Consider the following 24,546-nt stretch of genomic DNA (forward strand, 5'->3'; position numbering starts at 1 on the left):
GCTAAATCTGATCCTGAAAACTTGCGTTTTCGCTTTATAAACTTAATCTCTCTTGCCAGTTCTTCTAAAAATTCAGGTGTGATATAGCGCTGTAATTCTTCTGCAAATGGTTGTAACTCCTCTTGAATCGAGAGATTCATAAAAAACGTCACCCTTTCTCATAGATTATTAAGAAAGAATAACGTTTTTTTGTACTTGGGGGTAGTAAAAAATCTTAAGTTGATGGGCATGGGGACGCTACAACAATAACGAAATTACAAGAGAGAGATGAGAAAAAAGAGTGAGTAAAGCACTATGCGTACGCATAGTGTTTTACTTGTGGTAAAATAAGAGCAGGAAACTCCTAAAGGTTGTATTTTACTGAAGGAGAGAAAAGTAAAATAAGAGGTATATGCATATATGAATAAGCGAACAGCGTTAATACTTGGTGCAAGTGGTTTAGTTGGACAAGAGATAACGCGTCTATTACTTGAATCAGATTACTACGATTCGGTTACTATTTTTGTAAGAGAGCCAATGCAATTGCAACATGAGAAGTTACAGCAGAAACAAGTTGATTTTTCGATATTAGAGGAATATAAAGAGTTCTTTGCTGTGGATGATGTTTTTAGTTGCTTAGGAACAACAATAAAAAAAGCAAAAACAAAAGCAAATTTTAAAAAAGTAGATTATGAATATACGTTACGAGCTGCTTGTTTAGCTGAAAAACAAGGGGTGCAAAATTTCCTTGTTGTGTCTTCTATGGGAGCGAATCCTAAATCATTTTTCTTTTATTCACAAGTGAAAGGAAAAATGGAAGAAGAATTGCAAAAGTTAGTGATTGGTGGTATTCACATTTTTAGACCATCATTATTAGTAGGAAACCGACAAGAATTTCGTTTCGGCGAACGAATGGCTGAAAAGTTATCTCGTATTATTCCTTTTATTTTTAAAGGGGCTTTCAAAAAGTATAAACCAATTTCAGCTAAAGATGTGGCGAAAGGTATGTATATAACCGCGCTGCGAGAAGAATCGGGTATCCATACTTATAATTCAAATGAAATTACAACGATAGAATAAATAAAACCGAGAAGAATGACTTCTCGGTTTTATTTATTCGTATGAATTTTTCCTGGTGCTCGCTTATATTGGTGAGGTTCTTGCAATTCAAAGCCAAGTTCATTGGCCGCTATTCTTGGGAAGTACGGATTGCGAAGTAATTCACGTCCGATGAAAATTAAATCTGCTTCGTTATTATTTAAAATTTGCTCTGCTTGTGACCCAGTCGTAATCAATCCAACTGCACCAGTTGCAATCTTAGTATGCTCTTTAATATGTTTGGCGTATTGTACTTGGTAACCAGGATACACATCAATATGTGCTGGTACAACTGCACCAGAACTACAATCGATTAAATCTATTCCCTGTTCTTTCATCCACTTTGTATACTGAACATAATCTTGAACTGTTAGCCCGTCAGGATGATAATCATTTGCTGAAATACGAACAAATATTGGTCCGTCCCAAACTTCATTTACAGAGTCGATGATTTCGCGTAAGAAACGATAACGGTTTTCAGGTGAGCCGCCGTATTCATCCGTTCGTTTATTAGTAAGTGGTGATAGGAATTCATTGATAAGGTAACCGTGAGCGCCATGTAGTTCGATAACATCAAATCCGGCTTGTTTTGAACGTAACGCGGCCTTCTGAAAAGCTAATATAGTCTCTTTGATTTGTTGTATATTCATTTCTACTGGTATTTTCATCGTATCATTAAAAGGAATTGCAGAAGGAGCGAAAGCATTCGTATCTAATTCAGCTTTTCTTCCGGCGTGAGCGAGTTGAATGGCAGCTTTTGCACCGTTATCATGTATAAAAGTAGTTGTTTTATGTAAGCCTTCAATTAGGTTGTCATCCCAAATGCCCAAGTCTTTGTTAGAAATTCGTCCTTCAGCTAACACCGCAGTTGCTTCAACCATAACTAAACCTACTTGGCCAGCAGCGCGAGTTCCATAATGAATGAGATGAAAATTCGTAACGCTGCCATCCTCACTCCCTGATGAATACATACACATAGGCGACATAACGATACGATTTTTTAGTGTAACGTTCTTAATTGTATAAGGTGAAAAAAGCTTGGAATTCATCAAATAGCCTCCTTGATTGAATTTTCTTATATTTTACCATTCTCTTTTTTGTTTCTCTAATAAAACGCTTATACGAAAAATTTTGTATATTCGTGTTACAATGACTAATATGAACTGAATTGGAGGATGGCATATGTACCAGGCTTATTATGAGAGCGAAGTAGGTTTGCTTGAAATTACAGCGAATCAAGAAGGAATTACGTCTGTTATATTTGTTGATGAACGACAAGAAGAAAATAAAAATGAAATGATAGAACAATGTATAAATGAGTTAGATGAATATTTTAAAGGGAAAAGAAAAGAGTTTACGGTCCCGCTGTCTGCAGAGGGAACAGCATTTCAAAAAAATGTATGGGATGCACTTTATACTATTCCATACGGCGTAAGTGCTTCATATTTAGATATTGCAGAGAAAGTTGGAAATATAAAAGCTGTACGGGCAATAGGAGGGGCGAATAGTCGGAATCCAATTTCAATAATTGTTCCATGTCACCGTGTAATAGGAAAGAGTGGAAAGCTTGTTGGATATGCTGGTGGTTTATGGAGGAAAGAGTGGTTATTAAAACACGAAGGTATTTTGAAATGACGTATGGATGGGAAGAGGGATTGTTTTGAAATGTATAAATTGTGGGCAACCTTGCGAGGAGGAACAGTTAAATTGTGCAAGTTGTCAGCGAAACTTGGATAATGAACAAGATGAAGGTAGCTCGTTAATAGATAAAGAACTGGAAGTATATGTAGGGAGACAATATCCGTATTATCAAAGGAAATGGGAGCTTGAGAATAAGCGGATTGCTAGGTGGAGCTGGAATGGTTGGGCTGCAATTTTCAATATAGGCTGGCTAGGATATCGTAAATATTATATACCAGCTGCTTTATTTATGCTGTTATTAGTAGCTTGTGATGCATTTTCGTACTATATGGGATTTAATGTAGCGTTGCCAATCATTAATATGGTGCCTCTGACGTTTTTATTACTCATTTTTATTCTGTTTGGAATGGGGATTTTTGCAAATGGATTATACTATCAATTTGCGGAAAGACGTATATACCGAATAAAAGCAAGAGAAATAAAAGATAAATCAGTTGAAAACTATCTAATCAATGATAGCGGCGGAACGAGCAAAATGGGAGCGACAATTGTTACTATTTTAGCAGTTGCTAGCATATTTTTTAGTCATTTCTTTTTTCCGACTGATCGAGACGTTATTCAAAAGGTTCGTACAAGCTCGCTTTATGAATATCCTTTCTTTTCAATAGGTGAATCTTTCGAAAATTATTTTCAAAATTCAGGTTGGATATATTATCGTGGAACGGAAGGGTTAGAATTAGTAGAATTCCAAGGATATAACACCGGAACGCCAAGACAAAAGGTGAAGATTCAATTTGTTGTCGATTATAAATTAGGTGAAGTGGAACCATACTCACTTATGGTTAATGGTGAATCTAAAACTGAAGAAGAGTTTTTGAAGCTGATGGAAGAAATATTTAAAGTTCAAAATCCATTTGATATAGAGGATGGATTACAAGTAAATGCTATTCAAGAAAGCGACTGGAAAGAAATTTCCGATCGCTTTTTTCTATGTTTGTTAAAATAAATATTTAAAATAATCAGAATCTTTTGTATAATGAAATATATTATATAGGATTTAACTTATACATATAGATTGGGGGAAGGAAGAATGAAGAGAAAGACAGCAACAATTGCTGCACTTGCGTTAACGACAAGTGTATTGGTTGCAGGATGTGGGAATGGTGAGAAGGCTTCGACAACGAAGAAAGAATCGAATAAGGGAATGGCCGATAAACAAGTTTTAAATTTGCTAGAAACAGCTGAAATTCCTTCAATGGATACATCTAAATCAACGGATTCTGTATCTTTCCGTGTATTTGTAAATGCAATGGAAGGTTTATATCGTCTAGATAAAGATAATAAACCAACACCAGGTATGGCAAAAGATGTGAAGATTAGTGAAGATAAAAAGACATATACATTTGAATTACGTGATGCGAAATGGTCAAATGGTGATCCAGTTCGAGCACAAGATTTTGTATATGCATGGCAACGTACATTAGATAAAGCATTAGCGGCAGAATATGCATTCATTTTATTTGATGTGAAAAATGCACAGAAAGTAAATAAAGGTGAATTACCAGCAGATCAATTGGGTGTTAAAGCGAAGGATGATAAAACGTTGGTAGTAGAATTAGAGCAACCAGCACCTTATTTTCTTGAGCTTACGTCGTTCCCTACATTTTTCCCATTAAATGAAAAATATGTGAAAGAGCAAGGAGATAAATACGGATTAGAAGCAGATAAATTATTATATAATGGACCATTTACAATGAGTCAATGGAAACATGAACAAAATTATCAGTTGAAGAAAAATCCTAATTATTGGGATAAAGATACTGTAAAATTAGACGAAATTAATGTAAGTATTGTGAAGGAAACAAGCACGGGAGTAAATTTATATGATAGTGATCAAGCAGATCGAGTTATTTTAACTTCTGAATTTGTTGATAAATATAAAAAGAATAAGCCAGATGAATTTAAAACGAAGTTAGATCCACGCATATATTTCTTGCGTTTTAACCAAAAAAATGCAACATTTAAAAACCAAAAAGTACGTGAAGCGATTGATTTAGCATACGATAAAAAAGGAATTGCTGATGTCATTTTAAATGACGGTTCATTGCCAGCATATTTCTTAGTACCTGAAAAATTTACGACAGGTCCGGATGGAAAAGATTTCCGCTCTGTAAATAAAAACTTCCGTGATAGTAAAGATAATGCAGAGAAAGCAAAAAAATTATGGGAAGAAGCGAAGAAAGAGCTTGGTCAAGATACAATTACGGTTGAATTACTAAACGATGATAACGGTAGCCGTAAAAAAGTGGGCGACTTTATTAAGGAAGAACTAGAGAAAAACTTGCCTGGTATTAAAGTGAATTTGAAACAGCAACCATACAAGCAGAAGCTAGATTTAGAAAAGAAATTCCAATATGAATTCTCATTATCTGCATGGAGCCCTGATTATCCGGATCCAATGACTTATATTGATATGTTTGTTACTGGAAGCTCATTTAATGAAATGGATTATTCTAATCCGAAGTATGATGATTTAGTAGCGAAATCAAAAGGAGAGCTATTAAAAGATGATAAAGCACGCTGGAATGCACTTGCGGAAGCTGAAAAAATCTTAATTGGTCAAGACGCAGCAATTTCTCCTACGTACCAACAAAGTACAGCTTATTTAGAGAAGCCATTTGTAAAAGGTATTGCTAATCATACGTTTGGTGGGGACTTCAGTTATAAATGGGCATATATTACAAAAAAATAGTATAATAAAAGATGAGTGAATTTTCGCTCATCTTTTATTTGTATAAGGAGGAATTATAGTTGTTAAGGGGAATCAATCATATTTGTTTTTCGGTATCTAATTTAGAAAACTCTATTATGTTTTATGAAAAAGTATTAGAAGGAGAATTATTAGTTAAAGGAAGAAAATTGGCTTATTTTAACATATGTGAAGTATGGATAGCGCTTAATGAAGAGACGCATATTCCGAGAAATGAGATTCATCAATCCTATACGCACATTGCATTTTCTGTTGAACGAGAAGACTTTAAATGTTTAATACAGCGATTAGAAGAAAATGATGTTCATATTTTACAAGGAAGAGAACGTGATATCAGAGATTGTGAATCTATATACTTTGTTGATCCTGACGGTCATAAATTTGAGTTTCACTCAGGGACACTGCAAGACCGTTTAAATTATTATAGGGATGAGAAACCTCATATGACATTTTATTAGGGAGGGATAGCATTTGCATGCACTTGTAATTGGTGGAACAGGAATGCTAAAGAAAGTTTCTATGTGGCTTTGTGAGAAAGGATTTTATGTTTCTATTATCGGGCGAGATGAAGTGAATTTAGAAAATGTTAAGAGAATGAGTTCTGCACCAGAAAATATTACATGCCTTTCGTTAGATTATCATAAGGATGAAGATGTAAAGCTAGCTATTAAAAGTACAATTAAGAAAAATGGCCCGATCACATTAGTTGTTGCATGGGTACACACAAGTGCAAAGCATGCACTATCAAATATTTGTAAAGAACTAGATTTGTCGTCTAAAACATATAGTTTATTTCATATTTTAGGTAGTAAAGCATCACGTATGCCTGCACAAAAAATAGGAAGTACGCGATGTATTTATTATAGAATTATTTTAGGTTTTATTTTAGAAGATACATATGGAAGATGGCTTACGCATGAAGAGATAGCTGATGGAGTTATAAAAGGGATTGAAAGTAAACGAGCGGAGTGGATTGTAGGGAGAGTTGAACCGTGGGAATTACGACCAACATGGTGAGGGGGAGTAAGAAATGAAAACAACTATATATGTAACAAGGCATGGTGAAACAGAGTGGAATGTAGCGAAGCGAATGCAGGGACGAAAAAATTCTGCTTTAACTGAAAATGGTATAGTTCAGGCGAAACAATTAGGGAATCGAATGAAAGATTTACCAATCCATGCGATCTATAGTAGTCCGAGCGAAAGAACACTTCATACGGCAGAGTTAATAAAAGGGGAACGTGATATACCCATTATAGCGGATGAGCATTTCTATGAAATCAACATGGGTATATGGGAAGGACAAACAATCGCGGATATAGAAAAGCAATTTCCAGAAGAAGTACATCTATTTTGGAATGAGCCACATCTTTTTCAGTCAACATCAGGCGAAAATTTCGAGGCCGTTTATGAAAGAGTAATTGAAGGGATGCAGCTTCTTTTAGAGAGGCATAAAGGACAAAACATATTGATTGTTTCTCATGCGGCAGCAGCAAAATTACTTGTAGGGCATTTCGCGGGAATTGAAATAGAAAATGTGTGGGATGATCCATTTATGCATAGTGCCAGTTTGAGCATAATAGAATTTGAAGAGGGTATTGGTAAAGTGAAACAATTTGCAGATATAAGTCACTTTCAATAAATGTAAAAAAGGCCGCAAAACGGCCTTTTTTGGGTGGTATAAAAACTAGCAGTTACGTTTTTTATACCAGAAGTGATCGAATTTCTTATTTTTGCAAGATGGGAATTTATGTCCGCCTTTGCAATCATTCCATTTGTGTCCGCTATCGTGACAGTCTTTACCATGATCACATGAATCATCGCAAGAGTGACCGTGTCTGTTAGGGAAGAATTCGCATTTTTTACAGAAACTTCGTTTTGTCCAGAAAAATTTCTTTTCAAAGCGTATGCATTTTGTAATGAATGTACAATGTTTTCTGCGAGTACGTTTTGTAACTAATACGCATTCTTTTCTACGCGTGACTTTCGTAACGAACGTCCATTTTTGAACACGTACACGTGTACATTTCGTAACAAATGTCCATTTCTTTACATGCGTACATTTTGTAACGAACGTACAATGTTTCACGCGAGTACATCTTGTTCTTGGACATTTACCCCCAGTTGTACATTTACATCCAGTTGTACAATGATGATGAGTGAATTTATCATCATCGCATTCAAAAGTACTTGGATCTTGGTGTAAGAAATCCTCCATCCCAGCACTTTTGATTTCTTCGACAGCTTTTCTAATATCACGTTTCATAGAAATCCTCCTTATCATGTATTAAAGTGAAAAGGTATTCTTTTTCCTTAACATGATATGTATGTAGGCATCTTTCTGAACAGGACAAGAGTGTAATTTTATATAAATAGATGATTGCGGATGTATGGACAAGACAAGGCGCATACATTGAATGAAGAGAACTGAGAAGGGATGAGAAAACATGCTGCCTTCATATGATTTTTTTGTTCATCCAATGTACTTAGTGGAATTGAAAAAGGACATTTGGTCAGATAGTCCAGTGCCAGCAAAATTAACTTATGGAAAAAAGAAGTATGATATTGATATCGTATACCGAGGAGCTCATATTCGCGAATTTGAGAAAAAGTCTTATCATGTTATGTTTTATAAGCCTAAAAAATTTCAAGGTGCGAAAGAGTTTCATTTGAATTCGGAGTTTATGGATCCGTCTCTCATACGAAATAAATTATCTTTAGATTTTTTTCATGATATTGGTGTACTTTCGCCAAAATCACAACATGTATTTATAAAAATTAATGGTCAAATTCAAGGTGTGTATTTACAGTTAGAATCGGTTGATGAAAATTTTTTGAAAAATAGAGGATTACCGAGTGGTTCTATTTATTATGCGATAGATGATGATGCGAATTTTTCATTAATGAGTGAACGAGATAAAGATGTTAAGACAGAGCTCTTTGCGGGTTATGAATTTAAATATTCGAATAAAAATAGTGAAGAACAACTGAGTGAATTTGTATTTCAAGCGAATACTTTGACGAGGGAAGCCTATGAAAAAGAGATTGGGAAGTTTCTACATGTCGATAAATATTTAAGATGGTTAGCAGGAGTTATTTTTACACAAAACTTTGATGGTTTCGTTCATAACTACGCACTATATCATAACGATGAAACAAATTTATTTGAAGTTATACCGTGGGATTATGATGCGACTTGGGGGCGAGATGTACAAGGAAGACCACTTAATCATGAATATATTCGCATTCAAGGGTATAATACGTTAAGTGCAAGATTGCTAGACATACCTGTATTTAGAAAGCAGTATCGAAGTATTTTAGAAGAAATATTAGAAGATCAATTTACAGTTTCGTTTATGAGGCCGAAAGTAGAAGGGTTGTGTGAATTGATTCGTCCATATTTACTACAAGATCCATACATGAAAGAAAAATTAGAAACATTTGATCAAGAGGCTGATATGATTTATGAATATATAAATAAGAGAAGAAAGTATATACAAGACCACTTACATGAATTGGATTAATTTTGAAAGAGATTGAAACGTTATCAATCTCTTTTTTTTGTATAATAAAGATGTATCAATAAAAATGAAGTAATATATTTGATAGAGAATGGGGATGCGGATATATGACGATTAAATGGATTGATTGGGTAAAACAAATACAATCTATAGCTCAAGCGGGTTTAACGTATTCTAAGGATGTGTATGATATTGAGCGTTTCCAGCAATTACGAGATATTTCTATTTCAATGATGTCACATTACACGAAAACAGATTGGGAAGTCGTAGAGAAATTATTTGCAAGTGAGACAGGCTATCAAACACCTAAAGTTGATATAAGAGCGGTTGTTTTTCAAAATGAAAAGTTATTATTTGTGAAAGAAAAAAGCGATGGGAAATGGGCATTGCCAGGTGGATGGGCTGATGTCGGTTATACCCCAACCGAAGTTGCAGCAAAAGAGGTTTTCGAAGAGGCAGGTTATGAGGTAGATCATTTTAAGTTACTAGCTATATTTGATAAAGAAAAAAATCAACCATCTCCATCGGCAACGCATGTATATAAGATTTTCATTGGATGCGAGATTATTGGTGGAGAAAAGAAAACTAGTATTGAAACAGAAGAGGTGGAGTTTTTTGGTGAAAATGAATTGCCTAATTTATCAATTGCTAGAAATACAGAAGACCAAATTAAAGAGATGTTTGCCTACATGAAAGACCCGCAGAAAGAGAAATTAATAGATTAATCCTGCTTGAATTGTACATATTGTTAAAATGAAGATATTGGCAGATTGCAGCCTTTATGTAATAATGGGATGGTATGTGAAGAAAAAAGGAGATAAAAAAGAACATGTTAGCAAACATAATAGATCAGTTATTGCAATTTTTTGCAAGCTTAGGTTACTTTGGAGTAGCTCTTGCTTTAATGATTGAAGTAATCCCGAGTGAAATTGTACTTTCGTATGCTGGCTTTTTAGTAGCGAATGGTAAAATAAGTTTTGTTGGTGCAGTTATCGCCGGAACGATTGGTGGTACTTTAGCGCAAATCTTTTTATACTGGCTTGGATACTACGGAGGGCGTCCGGTTGTAGAGAAATATGGGAAATATCTACTTATTAATAAACATCATTTAGACATAGCGGAAGGTTGGTTTAAGCGTTATGGAGCAGGCGTAATATTTTCTGCGCGCTTTATCCCAGTAGTACGTCATGCGATCTCTATTCCAGCAGGACTAGCTAAGATGCCATTAAAACTATTTACACTTTATACGGTTGTAGCGATCATTCCGTGGTCAATTCTATTTATATACTTAGGTGAAAAACTTGGTGGGAATTGGCGACAAATTAAAGAGTATGCATCTGATTACACACATTACATAATTATAGGAGCTGTTCTTTTTATTGCTCTATACTTTGGTTTAAAGTATTTCAAAAAGAAAAAAGCTGCGCGTTAAAGTCAATGATTTTTCATTGGCTTTTTTATTTGTTTCCGGTTCTAAAAAAAAGGAGTTGTCCATAATGTGTAATAATAAAGCGTAGCGGAGGAATGTGATGAAAGGGTCACCGTTTATACGTGGAACGATATTTTTAACGATGGCAACGATGATATCAAAAATGTTAGGATTTATATATGTTATACCATTTACAGCAATGGTCGGTACGAGTGGGTATGTTTTATACACGTATGCATATCGTCCCTATACCATTATGCTCAGCATTGCGACAATGGGATTACCACTTGCAGTTTCAAAAATGGTATCAAAATATGATCAACTGAATGATTATCATACGGTTAAGAGAGTGTTGAAAAGTGGAATCGTGTTTATGTTTATAATGGGAGTCATTTCGTGTTTTACGTTATATATGCTAGCTCCGCATTTAGCTAAGCTTGTCATCGATGGGAATGATCAAACGGGGAATAGTGTAGGAGCGGTTACTACTAATATTCGAATTGTAAGTTTTGCGTTAATACTTGTGCCAGTAATGAGTTTATTAAGGGGCTTCTTTCAAGGATTCCAATCGATGGGGCCTTCTGCATTAAGTGTCGTTGTAGAGCAATTTTTTCGGGTTTTAACCATTTTAATAGGAAGCTTTGTCGTTTTATATATTTTAAAAGCATCTGTCTCGCTAGCAGTTGGTATTTCAACATTTGGTGCCTTTATGGGAGCGGTAGGTGGATTAACTGTTTTAAGTGCGTATTATATGAGAAGGAGAAGGCACTTAAAGAAAAAAGAAATGGCAAGTATACCACAAACAACGAAATCTTTTTTCTCGCTTTATAAGGAGCTCTTTACATATTCTATTCCTTTTGTTGTGGTGGGCTTAGCAATTCCGTTGTATCAGACGATTGATACATTTACAATTAATAAACTACTTATACAAATAGGGTATATGCAAGGAGAAGCGGAAAAAATTAATGCGATAATTGGTCTTGTTCAAATGGTTGTGCTTATCCCGGTATCCGTTGCGACAGCTTTTAGTATGTCTCTCGTACCAGAGATGACGAAAGCTTACACAGCAGGAAATACGAAGCTATTGTACAAACATTTTACGAGAACAAATGTATTAGTAGTAGCGATTACGGTACCGGCGGCAATTGGAATGATGGTGTTAGCCAAGCCTGTATATACTCTTTTATTCGGTGCTGGAAATAATCCAGAGATGGGGAGAATCATTTTACAGTATTATGCTCCTGCTTGCATATTATTTTCTCTTTTTACAGTAACGGCTGCTATGCTACAAGGAATCAATCAACAGCAGAAGACGGTGCTAGGACTTGTGATTGGAATTATTGTGAAGATAGTTTTAAATATTGTATTGCTTCCGTATTTCGATTATGTAAGTTTTATCATTTCAACATACGCTGGCTATACGATTTCAGTCGGGTTTAACTTGTGGATGCTTTCTAAATATGTTATAAAGGCAACATAAGCTTTTAAGGCAGAGAGCACTCTGTCTTTTTCTATGTTTATCCCGCTTTAACGGGCAGTGAGACCCTCACCTCAAAATTCAGTGAAAGAAAAGAAGTTTGGTTGGGGGCGGGTAGCCCGTAAAAGCCCGATTTGTGAGGGCTAATAATCAGTGGGGGATGAAGCCACCCACTGATTAAAGTTTCACTTTATAATATTTTTCCTATAAAAACGTTTTCAAAATAATTTTTCTATTGAAATTTAAACGTATGTTTCATATGCTGAGAATGGCGGTTTAAAAACTGTGATTTAAGAGAGGTAGATTCCTACATGTAAAAAGAATCGGGGTGATAGTATGTTAAATATATATTTAACAGACCGAAACGGAAAACTACAAGAGATTGAGGAAATGCAAAAGGGGTGCTGGATTAATGTACTTCATCCAACAGAAGAAGAAATTCAATATCTAGTACAAACTTTAAATGTAGACTTAGATTTCATTAAAGACCCTTTGGATGATGAAGAACGCTCTCGTATTGAAAAGGAAGACAATAATACTTTAATTATCGTGGATATTCCGACAGTTAGACATGACGAAGAAGGAAATTCGATTTATGACACGATTCCAATAGGTATGATTGTGATGCCGGATTGTTTTGTTACAATCTGCTTAGAAGAGAATCCAATTTTTGAACGTTTTATTAATCAACGTATTAAAGAATTTTATACGTTTAAAAAGACGCGCTTTGCACTTCAGCTCTTATATACGATTTCTACTTATTATTTAAGATACTTAAAGCAAATAAATCGAAAAACAATTGATTTAGAGCATCAATTAAATCAGTCAATGAAAAATAAAGAGATCTTCACATTATTAGGCCTTGAGAAAAGTTTAGTATACTTTACAACGTCATTAAAGGCTAATAAAATTGTAATTCAAAAGTTAATGCGTAATAGTACATTTTTAAAAATGTATGAAGACGATCAAGATTTATTAGAAGATGTATTAATTGAAAATAAGCAGGCTATTGAAATGGCGGAAATATATAGTCACATTTTAAGTGGAATGATGAATACTTTTAGCTCCGTTATATCAAATAATTTAAATAGTGTTATGAAACTGTTAACGTCAATTACAATCATTTTATCTTTACCGACGATGGTTTCTAGTTTCTTTGGAATGAACGTAAAGGTTCCGTTTGAAGGGGAAGCCCACGGTTTTGTAATTGTACTCATCATATGTGTAACACTATCTTTCACGTTAGCTTTTGTTTTTTGGAAGAAACGTTACTTTTAACGATAAAAAAGCTGCTCTAGCATAGTTATATAACTACGCTAGAGCAGCTTTTTTGCTATGAAATCTCAAATTTTGAATAGAATATAACTTGTACAATGTAATGTATATAAAGGCTATGTATGCCATATAATCCTTGTCCAATTAATGAAATGGGGTTAAAATTACATATTGTTAATGAAAAGTTGGAGGAAATACATCATGGAATTGTTTCAATTACCGAAAGCATTCCTGCAAATGAATACAATTTTTATCTCCATATTGATCGAAGCACTTCCGTTTGTGCTAATTGGTGTATTTATTTCAGGATTCATTCAAATGTTCGTGACAGAAGATATGGTGGCTAAATGGATGCCGAAGAACCGATTTCTGTCTGTTTTATTAGCTACTTTTTTAGGCATGTTGTTTCCAGGTTGTGAATGTGGAATTGTTCCGATTGTAAGACGATTAATCGGAAAAGGCGTTCCACCATACGCAGGGATTGCATTTATGTTAACTGGTCCAATAATTAATCCAGTTGTTTTATTTGCAACATACGTTGCCTTTGGGAGTAGTATGCACATGGTATGGTATCGTTCTATTGTAGCGATTATCGTAGCCATTATCGTTGGAATTATATTATCCTTTATGTTTAAAGAACATCAATTAAGAGATGATCACTTCCCAGAAGTGAATAATAAGCGTCCACTGCGTAAAAAAATGTGGGATGTATGTACACACGCTGTTGAGGAATTCTTCTCAATGGGAAAATATTTAGTACTAGGTGCGTTAATTGCAGCAGCGGTACAAACGTTTGTACAAACTTCAACACTTCTTGCTATTGGACAAGGTCCGTTTTCTTCATCAGCTGTTATGATGGGACTTGCTTATATATTATCACTTTGTTCAGAGGCAGATGCATTTATCGCTTCTTCGTTCCAAAGTACGTTTTCAACAGCTTCACTTGTCGCGTTCCTCGTTTACGGACCGATGGTGGATATTAAAAATATGTTTATGATGCTTGCGACATTTAAAACTAAATTTGTAATTGTTGTTATAGTTACAGTTACTCTTGTTGTTTATGCAAGCTCACTACTCATTTATGCGATGGGGTGGTAGGTTATGTTTCGAGCATATATATTATTAGGTTTTACAATATTAATTGCGCAGCTTCATATTTCCGGTAACATTACGAAGTATATCAATATGAAGTATGCCTATTTATCAACAACAGCAGCAATTATTTTAGGTTTCTTAACGATTGTACAAATTATCGTCGTTTTCCAAAAAGAGCACCAAAAGGAAAAAGAGAAAAATGATTGCAGTTGTGACCATAGCCATTGCGGACATGATCATTCAAAAGATGAGAATACATGGTGGAAAAAAGCATTTTCGTACTCCTTGTTTTGTTTTCCAATTATCTCAGGCTTATTTTTCCCGATTGCAACGTTAGATTCAGATATTGTTAAGGCCAAAGGATTTCATTTTCCTGTTGCACAAGCAGAAAGTAAGGATCCATTTATGACAAGACAATTTCTAAGACCTGATACGAGCATTTATTACGGGAAAGAAGGATACCGCGGTGTAATGGAAAAAGGGAAGAAAGAGTTTGTTACGAAAGACAATATTAATTTGAAAGATGAAGACTTCCTAAAGGGTATGGAAACAATTTATAATTATCCTGGCGAGTTTACTGGGAAAAAATTATCTTTTAAAGGGTTTGTTTTTAGAGATGATTCTTCTAAAAAAGAACAATATTTCTTATTCCGTTTCGGTATTATACACTGTGTAGCGGATTCTGGTGTATATGGTATGTTAGTGAAAAAACCAGAAGGCGTAGAGTGGAATAATGATGACTGGATTCAAGTAGAAGGAGAGATAACTACTGAGTTTTATCAGCCGTTTCATGCGAATATTCCTGTATTAGAAGTAACAAAATGGAATAAAGTTGAACAGCCGAAAGAACAATATGTATTTAGAGGAGCCGATTGATAAAATCGGTTCTTTTTTGTGGACTAAAAGTTCTGAATGTTGCTAATATTAAATGTGTAGTTCATTTGGTATAGGGATTATTGAAATATTAGGGATAGATCATTAAAGGGGTGATAACAATGACAGAAGTAAAGGGGAAAACAGCCAATGAGTCAAGGGTGTTCAAAACGAGCCGGGTATTCCCAACAGATTTAAATGATCATAACACGCTATTTGGTGGGAAGATATTAGCGGAGATGGATATGGTTGCTTCTATTTCAGCATCCAGACACTCGAGAAAGGAATGTGTCACAGCATCTATGGACTGGGTTGATTTCTTACATCCTGTTCGTTCTTCAGATTGTGTTAGTTATGAATCTTTCGTAATTTGGACGGGAAGAACTTCGATGGAAGTGTTTGTGAAGGTAGTGGCTGAAGATTTAATTTCAGGTGAGAAGCGTATAGCGGCAACGTCATTCGTTACTTTTGTTGCACTTAGTAAGGGAAATAATCCAGTTCCAGTACCGCGTGTTATCCCTGAAACAGAAGAAGAGAAAGAATTACATCGTATTGCAGTGTTACGTGCAGAGCAGCGTCATATACGTAAGGCAGAGAGTAAGAAAGTAGCTACATTGTTAACCTTTTGAGATAAATGTTTAGCCATTTAAGTTACAATAGCAGGCGGAAATGGTTTTAAAATGAAAAGCGGACACCTAAAAATAGGTGTCCGCTTTTATAGTTTTTTCATCCACATATCATATGACAGTAGCTACTTAGCAGAAGCAAGCAGCACCGACGATGATTAAGAGGATAAATAATACGACTAATAGCGCAAATCCATTACCATGTGCGAAGCCCATTGTTATTTCCTCCTTTTATTTTAAGATACAACATACAATATGCAAATGAGCTATTGTTTGATATGGACATATATCATGCAATGACATATTTTCTTGAATGATAATGTAATAAAAAAGGGAAGATATAGAAATAACAGTAAGTGGAGAAAGGAATTTATCCATGAAGCACTTTTTCGCTATAATCCTTTGTTTAATAGGTGTATTCATTTGGATGAACATCGATGTGGAAATGGGGAAGGAAATGGCTAGTGAATATGAATTAGGACAAGTTCGATTAGGTGAATTTCAACTATATACGAACGGTGAAGAGTTATATAGAAAATTATTTGAGGATATAAACGAAGCAGAAAAGTATATATATATCCATTTTTATATTGTAGGAAAAGATGAAATAAGCGAAGAGTTTTTACAGTTATTAGAGAAAAAAGCATCTAGTGGAGTAGAAGTGAAATTGTCAGTCGATCGGATAGGTGGATATAAGCTGAAGAAAAAGGTAATTAGCCGATTAAAGGAAAACGGTGTGAAGTTTACATTTAGTAAAAAACCGAAACTGAAAAATGTTTTCTATTCTTTGCATCAACGAAATCATAGACGTATTGTTACGATAGATGGAAAGGTATCATACGTCGGTGGTTTTAATATCGGAAAGGAGTACCTTGGACAAGATCCGAAGTTTGGGCCATGGCGTGATTATCACGTGCGCATCCATGGTGAGGGTGCAGCGGATATGGAAAGAAAGTTCGCCGAAGATTGGAAAGAAGATACAGGAGAAAAAATGCCTATACATGAAAGTATACCGACATTAGGGAATGTAAAATATCAATATTTATTTTCAAATGGAAAAGGCTTATGGGAAAAGTATGGGGCACTTTTAAAAAAGGCTAAAAAGTCTTTAATTATCGCTACACCATATTTTGTACCAAGTAAAGAAATGGTGAAAGAGCTAAAAGCTGCATTAAATCGTGGTGTTAATGTGAAAATTCTCGTGCCATTTAAAAGTGATGCCATATTGTTAAAACAAGCTGCCTATCCATATTTGAAAGATATGTTACATGCTGGAGCGGAGATTTATCAATATCGAAATGGATTTTTTCATGGGAAAGTAACAATCATTGATGGAGAAATTGTTGATATTGGGACAGCGAATTTTGATAATAGAAGTTTTTATTTAAATTGTGAGTCTAACTGTATCATATATGATAAAACAGTTGTTGATGAAGTATGGAGTCGATTAAAGGTAGACTTTCATAAATCAAAACGATTTTCTGAAGAAGATTTTGAGAAAATTAGTAGATGGGATTGGTTTTTAGCAAGAATAGCAAATGTTTTAGCATCATATTTATAACATATAGACCCTAGAGAAGGGAGGCACTTTCATGGATTGTATGAAAGAGTTAATGAGATATAGTTATATGCTAATATACAAGGTTGGAGAGTATGCTGGAAAGGTCAGAGACGAAGAATTAAAAAATCTATTACAGCACCATTTACCATATATGTTACAAGCATATAATGAACAAGTAAATTTTCAAGAAGGAGAGAATGTGCAACATATAACCTGTGAAACAACGGAGTTTGGTTTGCATGAAATGGAAAAGGAAACAGTTAGTAAATATACAGGGGATATTCATATTGCAACATGTTATATTGCGCACTTAAAACGATTAGCTCTAAAGTTTGCTCAAGTTGCAGTGGAAGTTGCTAATCCGGAGTTCCGCTCATTTTTGGAAAATTGTTTCCTGAAAATGAACCGTTACGCTTATAGTGTGTGGCAATATGTTATGAAGAAGGAATATAAGATTACACATCTATATGAAAATGAAAAGTTTGCATGAGAAACTAAGGCGGAATGGTATGCGCCTTAGTTTTTTTATGTCCATTTAGAGAAAAAAATTAGTTTTATTGTGTATCGATTGGAAATGAAATATGTAAATTTAAATTAGTTTTTGTTATCGGAATATTTACAAAAATTTACCGTATATTTACTGTTTTTCAATCTCTCCTTTAAAAATAGAGAGTAATATGAGGTTGTACATATTCTATCACAGGGAGGAAACGCAAATGAACAAATGGGTTAAATCATTAACTGCTATGGCACTTGCAAGTTCTTTATTAATGGTAGGTTGTAGTAAAGGTGAAGACAAGAAGAAAGAAGACGACACAACAACACAACAAGAGGATAAAAAGGATAAAGAAACAAGCGGAACCGAGAAGTCTACTGATTCTAAAGAGAAAAAATAAAGTAATAATAAAGCTTCCTCTCATATATGAGGAAGCTTTTTTGTTGTAAATTGATTGATATTATTGAAAAATAGAAAGAGAATGAAAGAGGGGGAAAACAAATGAAAGTATGTATATTGGGAGCAACAGGACGAGTAGGTTCAAACATAATTAATTTAGCATTAAAGGATTCAGCTGAAGTGACTGCATTAGCGCGTGATTTTAATAGAATAGAAATACAACATGAAAGGTTACGAGTGATAGAAGGTAATGTATTGAACGAAAATGATATAAAAAAAGCGATAGAAGGAAGCGATATAGTAATTAGTGCACTTGGAACGGATCAAAATGGAACATTAGCGAAGAGTATGCCACAAATTATTAAGCAAATGGAAGAAGAAGGGGTTCATAAGATCATAACAATAGGAACGGCGGGTATTTTACAAGCAAGAACGGATCTAAATTTATATCGTTTTCAATCAACGGAATCAAAAAGGAAAACGACAACAGCAGCAGAAGATCATTTGGCTGCATATAAGGTACTAAGTAATAGTAATAATTTATGTTGGACAGTTGTTTGTCCGACACATTTAATAGACGGTGAGGCGACAGAGGTATATCGAACTGAAAAAGATATATTGCCAGAAGGTGGATCAAAAATTACAGTGGGTGATACAGCACACTTTGCATGGGATCTATGTAAGAAAAACATATATGAAAATAGTCGAGTAGGTATTGCATATTAAAAAACCATCCCGAAGTCGGGATGGTTAAAATATGATATAACACAAGAAGATGACAATCATAATGATTTGGAGAATTGCTTTCGCTACTGTACTGCTTAAAAAACCAACTACAGTAGCGACTCCAACTAGAAAGGCATCTTTTGGCGCTTTTTTATGCACTAGTTCTGTTATAAATACTGATAAAAACGGTATGATAATAAGTCCGAATGGTGGGAAGAAGAACGATCCGACAATGATAGAAATCATTCCGACACGTTCGCCCCATTTAGAACTACCGTATTTTTTTAAGAAATATCCATTTGCAATAAAATCAGCAACGAAAATGAAAAGAGTGAAAATGACTTGAATAATCCAAAAAGAAGTTGTTAATTCTCCTCCATTTATACCGAAATGGTAAATTAAATATCCAGCCCAGACAGCAAATATGCCAGGGATAATGGGATAAATAAAGGCGAGAAATGAAACAAGGAAACAGGCAATGATACAAATTGTTAATAAAACAGTCACTTTATAGCTCCTTTTTAATATCTAGTTTATGTACAGCAACTTTTTTGACTTGATGTCCATCAAGTTCTAATACTTTAAATTGAAAACCAGCATATTCAATGGAATAACCAGCTTCAATATTTAAGTCAACTGCTTGAGAGAGAAGCCATCCTCCAATTGTATCTAAATCACTATCATCAATATGTAGGCCAAACATATCATTTACTTCAGAAATGAGCACCTTTCCATCTAAAACAGTAAGCTTAGGTGTACGCTTTTCAATCATAGGTGATTCATCCGCATCGAATTCATCTTGAATTTCTCCAATGATTTCTTCAAGAATATCTTCCATCGTTAAAAGTCCGGCAGTGCCACCATATTCATCCATAACGATTGCCATCTGAACGCGATTTTTTTGAAGATGGACTAACGTTTTACGAATTGGAACTGTTTCAAATACTGTTAAAACAGGATGTATATAAGATTCAAGTGGTTTATAAATACCTTTCGTTTGATCATGGAATACTTCTTTCGTATTAATCATCCCGATGATATCATCTTTATCTTTTTCAATGATTGGATAGCGTGTATATTTTTCAGTTGCGACGATATCCATATTTTCTTCTAACGTATTTTCAGTAGATAAGCAAATCATTTCGGTACGAGGAACCATTATTTCTTTCGCAACTCGATCATCAAATTCAAAAATGTTATTTACATATTTATATTCGGTTTGGTTTATTTCACCGCTTTTAAAACTTTCACCTAAAATGAGTCGCAATTCCTCTTCAGAATGAGCAAGTTCATTTTCTTTGGCAGGTTCTAATCCGAGTAGTTTTGTGAAAAATATAGCTGCACTATTGAGTAACCAAATAAATGGATACATAATTTTATCAAATAAAATAAGAGGTTTTGCAAATTTGAGTGTGATTGCTTCTGCTTTTTGAATTGCGAAAGACTTTGGAACTAACTCACCTAATACAACGTGGAAAAATGTAATAACACTAAAAGCAATAACAAAAGATAAAGTGTTAGCCATTGTTCCAGTAATATTAATTTTTTCAAAGAGCGGTCGTAGTATATGTTCCACAGTCGGTTCACCAAGCCAACCAAGCCCTAAAGAAGTGATCGTAATCCCGAGCTGACAAGCTGATAAATAAACATCTAAATTAGATAGGACGCTTCTTGCAGCTAAAGCTTGTTTATTACCTTCATTTGCAAGTTGGTCAATTCGACTTTTTCGTACTTTTACAACAGCGAATTCTGATGCAACGAAAAAGCCAGAAATAAGAATAAGTACAAAGATGAGAAAAATATTTAATATGTCCAAGTGTGTTCTCCATTCCAAGGTTTGGAATAAAGATGTCACCTCCTGCAATTATGTTATACTTTTATAATAAATCCAAATGAAAAGAATAGTCAAAGGAAAAGGGCAAATATTGGTATGTTTCTGTAATAGTTTTTGAATTTGCTGTTATTTTGTCCGCTATACAAAAGGAATAACCCCCTACTTTTAGATTATAGAGGGTTAGTTCAATTAAGGTTTTGGAACACTTCTCGTTAAAGTGTATGACTGTTGCTTGGAGTAGTTTGTGGTCCATAGTGTTTGAAGGAAAGAAAGTATGCTATATGGGATATAGAGTAGTAATAAGCCGATTGTAACAATTATGGGTGAATTTCCGCCAAATTGAACGATAAATTGTAACAGTCCACTTGCATGAAAAACGCATTCCATAAAAACGAATGAAAGAATGATGGAACCTAAAATTGATTTATGGTTCGAAGTAAGCGCCAAAAACAATGTATCCACAAGAAAAGAATCATGTTTTATTTCATATTCATTTGTGTTTTTCAAGAAAGGAATCCATTTTTTTACTGCTTGCATAACGATAATCATGGAAGTACTACATACGATGATAAAAGATGAGTAGTAAGGAAGGTTTATAAATTGTGCGACGTATAGGAGTAGTAATAAGACTGAACATTGTAATACTACAGTGCAAACAGAGTAAGGTATCCAATTCAATACAGTAGTAAACTTTTTAAACGAGTTAGGTACTTTGAAAAATAAATGGCCGATACCCAAACTTATGAAAAATCCGATCGCAAGGGTAAAAGTAAAACGAACAATCGATATAAAATATATTTCCCATATGTAAGGGAATAATGGTGTTGAATGATTAGAAGTATGTATCATTTGATTTGCTGAGAAAAAGATAGATTCATGCATCCAATCAACCTTTGGAATTGATATAGAAGAAAGCTGTGCGAAGTTTTGAAAAATGCTAATAAATCCATTTTGATAAGAGTAATTGTGTGTAATAAAAAGAGCTGGAATAGGACTTATGGCAAAAATAACAATAACACCAATTATAAATTTACATATATGTGAGCGTAATAAGGACATATAAACCACCTACTCTTAGAATATTCAGAAAATTATTATTCTTATTTTAGCCGTTTTTGGAGCAAGTTACAATATATTTTTCTTCATGTATGGGCATATGGATAATTTTAAATTGTATTTAGAAATCTATTTTTTGTGTGGAATGAAGAGAATGTAGGGAAATGTCGAAAGGATTAAATAGATTTTTAAAATTGGAAAGTGATACCATAAAATTAAACGATGTTTAAATCGTTGTTTAACTGATACATTCTAGAGGGGGAGATAAATTGGGAGGGAATGAAAACGTATCAACGAAAAAAAAGATTTTAAATACAACATTGGAATTAATTAAAAAAGAAGGTTTTGAAAAGGTAACGATAAGAAAAATTGCAGCATTGTCAGATATAAATATAGCGCTAGTGAATTACCATTTTGGTTCAAAAGAAAAGTTAATTAGTGAGACGATTAGAGTTTTATTAATTAGCTTTCAAGGCACTTTTTCTATTTTAGATAATATTACAGTGCCAGCAAAAGAAAGATTAAAAATATTTTTATTGGATTATGTACTAGTAATTCGGCAATATCCGGAGTTAGTTAGGAAGATTATTGCAATGGGAACTACGGTATTTACATCTCAATACGAATATGGGGATTTTTTGAAGAGGCTAGGTTTCAGTAAAGTGAAGAATATTTTGAGCGAGATAACAAATGAAACGGATCGGGAAATTTTAATGATGATGACGGTGCAAATATTTGGATCCATTTTTCTTCCCACATTAATGATGCCAATTCTCGAATCAGGGGCAGATATAAAAGTACCATCTGTAGAAAAACAGATTGATTTCCTATTTGAACGCTATTTTTATAAAAATTGAGATAGTGGGTGATAGAGGTGGCTAGTTTCTTTAGAAAGCATTGGTGTGATATAGGGTTAGTTGTCGCTATTATTGTCGTTGTTTCTTTAGTCGCGAATTTGGGAGAAATGAGTGAAATAAAAGTACTGTTAGGGTTAAGTTTTGTGGCCATTTTAGTGCATCAATTTGAAGAGTATCGTTGGCCAGGTTATTTTGCTGGTCTGTTTAATGTAGTTATATTTAAAAGTGATATACCAGACCGCTATCCATTAAATACGCAATCTGCTATGGTAATAAATATTTTGATTGCGTATGTTTTTTATTTACTCCCGGTTTTTTTTCAAAATATAATATGGCTTGGGTTGGCACCTATTTTAATGGGATTTTTTCAATTCATATGGCATGGTATTTTTGCGAATATAAAAGCTAAAACAATATATAATCCGGGATTAGGTGCGGTTGTATTACTACATGTTCCAATTGGTTATGTATATATGAGGTATATTCTTTTACACAATCTGGCTACAAATTTGGATTGGTTATTTGGGGTGATCTACTTTCTAATAGCTACCTATTTTTTAATTATAAAAGGAAATATGTTAATGAAAAGTAAGGAGACAAATTATTACTTTTCTAAAAAACAATTAGGTCCGTACAATGATACATTGAAGTGATTCAGAATTCAGAGGGAGGGTTTTGGATGCGGAAGAAAGTGCAAGTGAAGGATTCATGAATAAATTATGACAAGAAAATGAATAATTTTCAGAAAAATAAAATAAATTATTTATTTTTTTCTGAAAATATAATATAGTTATGGCACAGAAAGTATTTTAACATAAGGAGGCTTTTTATGAGGATTAAAGGGAATTACGTGCCAAAAAGGGAAGTTTTACTGTGCTCAAGTTCGATTACGATAGGGGAAGCGTTAGAGCATTTAAATAAAACGGGGTATCGTTGTGTACCAGTTTTAGATGAAAAAAAAGAGAAATTTTTAGGGAATATATATAAAGTAGATATTTTAGAATATAAAGGATCACTTGACGAGAGTGTAATGCAATTATTAAACGATAAAGAGGGATTTGTGAGAGAAGATTCTTCTTTCTTTAAAGTATTTTTTACAATAAAAAAATTGCCTTATTTATCAGTAGTTGACGAAAAAGGGGTTTTCCTTGGAATTTTAACGCATAAAAAAGTTTTTGAGTTATTAGAGGATGCTTGGGGCGTTCACTCTAGTAAATACTCTGTCATGATTGGAACGCAAGACTATAATGGAGCAATCCAAAAGTTATCGACAGTTTTAAAGAAATACACTGGTATTCAAAGTTTGATGACTTTTGATAATGATGCCTTATTAGTTCGTAGAATTATGTTTACATTAGGAGAAGAGTTTAACGACGGTGAATTAGAGACATTATTGAAAGATTTAGAAGATCACGGATTTAGAGTTGTATATGTGGAAGAGATGAAAAATCCACGTGAAGTTGAAACGATAGAGTAACATACAAAAGCCATCTAATTATTGAAGTGCACCCCAATTGTTAGACACAGTCTAACAATTGGAGGTGCATTTTTTATGGCTAAATTTTCTTCAAAAGAAAAAAACCAAGCGGTGAAACGATATTTAGATGGTACAGAAAGTGGAAAAATAATTGCTAAATCTATAGGAGTTAACCCTAGCGTACTTCGTGAGTGGATTAGACGATATGAGTCTTCAGGTGAAAAGGCCTTTGAAAAGTGCTATACATTCTACCCAGCCCAGTATAAACTAGATGTACTTTATTATATGAATGAACACGGGACATCTATCAGAGAAACAGCAGCACTTTTCAATATACCGTCTTATGAAACACTTCG

The 24,546-nt window shown here is 34.1% G+C and carries 29 protein-coding genes; 23 read left to right on the plus strand and 6 right to left on the minus strand.

Translation table 11 applies throughout. The annotated features are described in order from the left end of the window. The first annotated feature begins 399 nt into the window (after window positions 1-399). Window positions 400-1,059 (plus strand): oxidoreductase, encoded by a 660-nt coding sequence (locus ATL10_RS28495; RefSeq protein WP_061661203.1) that lies wholly within the window; start codon window positions 400-402, stop codon window positions 1,057-1,059. Between the two features lie 29 nt (window positions 1,060-1,088). On the opposite strand, the gene namA is transcribed toward ATL10_RS28495, so the two are convergent. Further along, complete coding sequence (namA, locus tag ATL10_RS28500; RefSeq protein WP_053564694.1) at window positions 1,089-2,126, minus strand: NADPH dehydrogenase NamA; 1,038 nt, start codon at window positions 2,124-2,126, stop codon at window positions 1,089-1,091. 133 nt (window positions 2,127-2,259) lie between these two features. Here namA and ATL10_RS28505 point away from each other — a divergent pair, with 133 nt between their 5' ends. The 6 genes from ATL10_RS28505 to ATL10_RS28530 all read left to right on the plus strand — a co-directional run bounded on the left by ATL10_RS28505 (window position 2,260) and on the right by ATL10_RS28530 (window position 7,130). Beyond that, a complete protein-coding gene (locus ATL10_RS28505; RefSeq protein WP_000283912.1) occupies window positions 2,260-2,712 on the plus strand; it encodes a methylated-DNA--[protein]-cysteine S-methyltransferase in 453 nt (150 codons plus the stop codon). Window positions 2,713-2,719: 7 nt separating this feature from the next. After that, on the plus strand, window positions 2,720-3,724 hold the full coding sequence (locus tag ATL10_RS28510; protein ID WP_097924402.1) for a DUF2628 domain-containing protein: 1,005 nt from the start codon (window positions 2,720-2,722) through the stop codon (window positions 3,722-3,724). An 84-nt stretch (window positions 3,725-3,808) separates the two neighbouring features. Continuing rightward, window positions 3,809-5,470, plus strand: coding sequence for a peptide ABC transporter substrate-binding protein (locus ATL10_RS28515; protein WP_110498017.1), 1,662 nt, complete (start codon window positions 3,809-3,811; stop codon window positions 5,468-5,470). 59 nt (window positions 5,471-5,529) lie between these two features. Further along, complete coding sequence (gene fosB / locus ATL10_RS28520; protein WP_110498019.1) at window positions 5,530-5,946, plus strand: FosBx1 family fosfomycin resistance bacillithiol transferase; 417 nt, start codon at window positions 5,530-5,532, stop codon at window positions 5,944-5,946. 13 nt (window positions 5,947-5,959) lie between these two features. Beyond that, window positions 5,960-6,505: a short-chain dehydrogenase gene (locus ATL10_RS28525; protein ID WP_069355458.1), complete on the plus strand. Its 546-nt coding sequence runs from the start codon at window positions 5,960-5,962 to the stop codon at window positions 6,503-6,505. A gap of 13 nt (window positions 6,506-6,518) precedes the next feature. Next, window positions 6,519-7,130 carry a phosphoserine phosphatase 1 gene (locus ATL10_RS28530; RefSeq protein ID WP_053564690.1) on the plus strand — a complete coding sequence of 204 codons (612 nt, stop codon included), beginning with the start codon at window positions 6,519-6,521 and terminating at the stop codon, window positions 7,128-7,130. Window positions 7,131-7,175: 45 nt separating this feature from the next. On the opposite strand, the gene exsB is transcribed toward ATL10_RS28530, so the two are convergent. Next, entirely contained in the window at window positions 7,176-7,754 is a 579-nt protein-coding gene (gene exsB, locus ATL10_RS28535) for an exosporium protein ExsB (RefSeq protein ID WP_000817498.1), read from the minus strand. A gap of 181 nt (window positions 7,755-7,935) precedes the next feature. Between exsB and cotH the strand changes: the two genes are divergently transcribed. The 8 genes from cotH (at window position 7,936) to ATL10_RS28575 (ending at window position 15,787) form a co-directional block, all read left to right on the plus strand. After that, complete coding sequence (gene cotH / locus ATL10_RS28540) at window positions 7,936-9,012, plus strand: spore coat protein CotH (protein WP_000937999.1); 1,077 nt, start codon at window positions 7,936-7,938, stop codon at window positions 9,010-9,012. A gap of 104 nt (window positions 9,013-9,116) precedes the next feature. Beyond that, a complete protein-coding gene (locus ATL10_RS28545) occupies window positions 9,117-9,734 on the plus strand; it encodes an NUDIX hydrolase N-terminal domain-containing protein (RefSeq protein ID WP_088020884.1) in 618 nt (205 codons plus the stop codon). A 104-nt stretch (window positions 9,735-9,838) separates the two neighbouring features. Further along, window positions 9,839-10,441 (plus strand): undecaprenyl phosphate transporter UptA, encoded by a 603-nt coding sequence (gene uptA / locus ATL10_RS28550; protein WP_000880691.1) that lies wholly within the window; start codon window positions 9,839-9,841, stop codon window positions 10,439-10,441. Between the two features lie 97 nt (window positions 10,442-10,538). Next, the gene (locus ATL10_RS28555) at window positions 10,539-11,918 is read left to right on the plus strand and encodes a putative polysaccharide biosynthesis protein (protein WP_110498021.1); all 1,380 of its coding nucleotides are present in this window, start codon (window positions 10,539-10,541) and stop codon (window positions 11,916-11,918) included. 333 nt (window positions 11,919-12,251) lie between these two features. Beyond that, a complete protein-coding gene (locus ATL10_RS28560) occupies window positions 12,252-13,193 on the plus strand; it encodes a magnesium transporter CorA family protein (RefSeq protein WP_000932389.1) in 942 nt (313 codons plus the stop codon). Between the two features lie 198 nt (window positions 13,194-13,391). Then, window positions 13,392-14,288 (plus strand): permease, encoded by an 897-nt coding sequence (locus tag ATL10_RS28565; protein WP_000418716.1) that lies wholly within the window; start codon window positions 13,392-13,394, stop codon window positions 14,286-14,288. A gap of 3 nt (window positions 14,289-14,291) precedes the next feature. Continuing rightward, window positions 14,292-15,161 (plus strand): TIGR03943 family putative permease subunit, encoded by an 870-nt coding sequence (locus ATL10_RS28570; RefSeq protein WP_000488059.1) that lies wholly within the window; start codon window positions 14,292-14,294, stop codon window positions 15,159-15,161. Between the two features lie 119 nt (window positions 15,162-15,280). Continuing rightward, on the plus strand, window positions 15,281-15,787 hold the full coding sequence (locus ATL10_RS28575; RefSeq protein WP_053564687.1) for an acyl-CoA thioesterase: 507 nt from the start codon (window positions 15,281-15,283) through the stop codon (window positions 15,785-15,787). 126 nt (window positions 15,788-15,913) lie between these two features. Here the strand turns inward: ATL10_RS28575 and ATL10_RS28580 are convergent, their stop codons facing one another. Then, window positions 15,914-16,000 (minus strand): YjcZ family sporulation protein, encoded by an 87-nt coding sequence (locus tag ATL10_RS28580; protein WP_000505094.1) that lies wholly within the window; start codon window positions 15,998-16,000, stop codon window positions 15,914-15,916. Window positions 16,001-16,160: 160 nt separating this feature from the next. Here ATL10_RS28580 and cls point away from each other — a divergent pair, with 160 nt between their 5' ends. From cls to ATL10_RS28600, 4 genes are all read left to right on the plus strand, one after another. Then, window positions 16,161-17,345 (plus strand): cardiolipin synthase, encoded by a 1,185-nt coding sequence (cls, locus tag ATL10_RS28585; protein ID WP_016512978.1) that lies wholly within the window; start codon window positions 16,161-16,163, stop codon window positions 17,343-17,345. A gap of 31 nt (window positions 17,346-17,376) precedes the next feature. Next, complete coding sequence (locus ATL10_RS28590) at window positions 17,377-17,835, plus strand: spore coat protein (protein WP_000340543.1); 459 nt, start codon at window positions 17,377-17,379, stop codon at window positions 17,833-17,835. 226 nt (window positions 17,836-18,061) lie between these two features. After that, a complete protein-coding gene (locus ATL10_RS28595; protein WP_001045960.1) occupies window positions 18,062-18,241 on the plus strand; it encodes a hypothetical protein in 180 nt (59 codons plus the stop codon). 101 nt (window positions 18,242-18,342) lie between these two features. Next, window positions 18,343-18,966: an NAD(P)-dependent oxidoreductase gene (locus ATL10_RS28600; protein ID WP_053564686.1), complete on the plus strand. Its 624-nt coding sequence runs from the start codon at window positions 18,343-18,345 to the stop codon at window positions 18,964-18,966. A 24-nt stretch (window positions 18,967-18,990) separates the two neighbouring features. Here ATL10_RS28600 and ATL10_RS28605 read toward each other — a convergent pair whose 3' ends face one another. The 3 genes from ATL10_RS28605 to ATL10_RS28615 all read right to left on the minus strand — a co-directional run bounded on the left by ATL10_RS28605 (window position 18,991) and on the right by ATL10_RS28615 (window position 21,859). Then, window positions 18,991-19,473 carry a DUF456 domain-containing protein gene (locus tag ATL10_RS28605; RefSeq protein WP_053564685.1) on the minus strand — a complete coding sequence of 161 codons (483 nt, stop codon included), beginning with the start codon at window positions 19,471-19,473 and terminating at the stop codon, window positions 18,991-18,993. Between the two features lies 1 nt (window position 19,474). Further along, window positions 19,475-20,782 (minus strand): hemolysin family protein, encoded by a 1,308-nt coding sequence (locus ATL10_RS28610; protein WP_016081950.1) that lies wholly within the window; start codon window positions 20,780-20,782, stop codon window positions 19,475-19,477. A 207-nt stretch (window positions 20,783-20,989) separates the two neighbouring features. Further along, window positions 20,990-21,859 (minus strand): hypothetical protein, encoded by an 870-nt coding sequence (locus tag ATL10_RS28615; RefSeq protein ID WP_090976258.1) that lies wholly within the window; start codon window positions 21,857-21,859, stop codon window positions 20,990-20,992. Window positions 21,860-22,125: 266 nt separating this feature from the next. Between ATL10_RS28615 and ATL10_RS28620 the strand changes: the two genes are divergently transcribed. The 4 genes from ATL10_RS28620 to ATL10_RS28635 form a co-directional block, all read left to right on the plus strand. Beyond that, window positions 22,126-22,713, plus strand: coding sequence for a TetR/AcrR family transcriptional regulator (locus ATL10_RS28620; RefSeq protein WP_089170849.1), 588 nt, complete (start codon window positions 22,126-22,128; stop codon window positions 22,711-22,713). A gap of 8 nt (window positions 22,714-22,721) precedes the next feature. After that, window positions 22,722-23,366: an HXXEE domain-containing protein gene (locus ATL10_RS28625; RefSeq protein WP_003270331.1), complete on the plus strand. Its 645-nt coding sequence runs from the start codon at window positions 22,722-22,724 to the stop codon at window positions 23,364-23,366. 176 nt (window positions 23,367-23,542) lie between these two features. Continuing rightward, window positions 23,543-24,190, plus strand: coding sequence for a cyclic di-AMP binding protein CbpA (gene cbpA / locus ATL10_RS28630; protein WP_001220528.1), 648 nt, complete (start codon window positions 23,543-23,545; stop codon window positions 24,188-24,190). Window positions 24,191-24,265: 75 nt separating this feature from the next. Next, a partial coding sequence (locus tag ATL10_RS28635; RefSeq protein WP_142670025.1) for a transposase occupies window positions 24,266-24,546 on the plus strand: 281 nt, incomplete at its 3' end.

The organism is Bacillus sp. 196mf (assembly GCF_003217275.1).
GTDB lineage: Bacteria > Bacillota > Bacilli > Bacillales > Bacillaceae_G > Bacillus_A > Bacillus_A thuringiensis_S.

Coding starts and splice junctions, on each gene's coding strand:
- ATL10_RS28515 (WP_110498017.1), top strand. CDS start 3,809: ATGAAGAGAAAGACAGCAACAATTGCTGCACTTGCGTTAACGACAAGT.
- ATL10_RS28495 (WP_061661203.1), top strand. CDS start 400: ATGAATAAGCGAACAGCGTTAATACTTGGTGCAAGTGGTTTAGTTGGA.
- ATL10_RS28565 (WP_000418716.1), top strand. CDS start 13,392: ATGGAATTGTTTCAATTACCGAAAGCATTCCTGCAAATGAATACAATT.
- ATL10_RS28560 (WP_000932389.1), top strand. CDS start 12,252: ATGTTAAATATATATTTAACAGACCGAAACGGAAAACTACAAGAGATT.
- namA (WP_053564694.1), bottom strand. CDS start 2,126: ATGAATTCCAAGCTTTTTTCACCTTATACAATTAAGAACGTTACACTA.
- ATL10_RS28555 (WP_110498021.1), top strand. CDS start 10,539: ATGAAAGGGTCACCGTTTATACGTGGAACGATATTTTTAACGATGGCA.
- ATL10_RS28580 (WP_000505094.1), bottom strand. CDS start 16,000: ATGGGCTTCGCACATGGTAATGGATTTGCGCTATTAGTCGTATTATTT.
- ATL10_RS28570 (WP_000488059.1), top strand. CDS start 14,292: ATGTTTCGAGCATATATATTATTAGGTTTTACAATATTAATTGCGCAG.
- ATL10_RS28575 (WP_053564687.1), top strand. CDS start 15,281: ATGACAGAAGTAAAGGGGAAAACAGCCAATGAGTCAAGGGTGTTCAAA.
- ATL10_RS28615 (WP_090976258.1), bottom strand. CDS start 21,859: ATGTCCTTATTACGCTCACATATATGTAAATTTATAATTGGTGTTATT.
- cotH (WP_000937999.1), top strand. CDS start 7,936: ATGCTGCCTTCATATGATTTTTTTGTTCATCCAATGTACTTAGTGGAA.
- ATL10_RS28510 (WP_097924402.1), top strand. CDS start 2,720: ATGGGAAGAGGGATTGTTTTGAAATGTATAAATTGTGGGCAACCTTGC.
- ATL10_RS28600 (WP_053564686.1), top strand. CDS start 18,343: ATGAAAGTATGTATATTGGGAGCAACAGGACGAGTAGGTTCAAACATA.
- ATL10_RS28595 (WP_001045960.1), top strand. CDS start 18,062: ATGAACAAATGGGTTAAATCATTAACTGCTATGGCACTTGCAAGTTCT.
- cls (WP_016512978.1), top strand. CDS start 16,161: ATGAAGCACTTTTTCGCTATAATCCTTTGTTTAATAGGTGTATTCATT.
- uptA (WP_000880691.1), top strand. CDS start 9,839: ATGTTAGCAAACATAATAGATCAGTTATTGCAATTTTTTGCAAGCTTA.
- ATL10_RS28530 (WP_053564690.1), top strand. CDS start 6,519: ATGAAAACAACTATATATGTAACAAGGCATGGTGAAACAGAGTGGAAT.
- ATL10_RS28590 (WP_000340543.1), top strand. CDS start 17,377: ATGGATTGTATGAAAGAGTTAATGAGATATAGTTATATGCTAATATAC.
- ATL10_RS28505 (WP_000283912.1), top strand. CDS start 2,260: ATGTACCAGGCTTATTATGAGAGCGAAGTAGGTTTGCTTGAAATTACA.
- cbpA (WP_001220528.1), top strand. CDS start 23,543: ATGAGGATTAAAGGGAATTACGTGCCAAAAAGGGAAGTTTTACTGTGC.
- ATL10_RS28545 (WP_088020884.1), top strand. CDS start 9,117: ATGACGATTAAATGGATTGATTGGGTAAAACAAATACAATCTATAGCT.
- exsB (WP_000817498.1), bottom strand. CDS start 7,754: ATGAAACGTGATATTAGAAAAGCTGTCGAAGAAATCAAAAGTGCTGGG.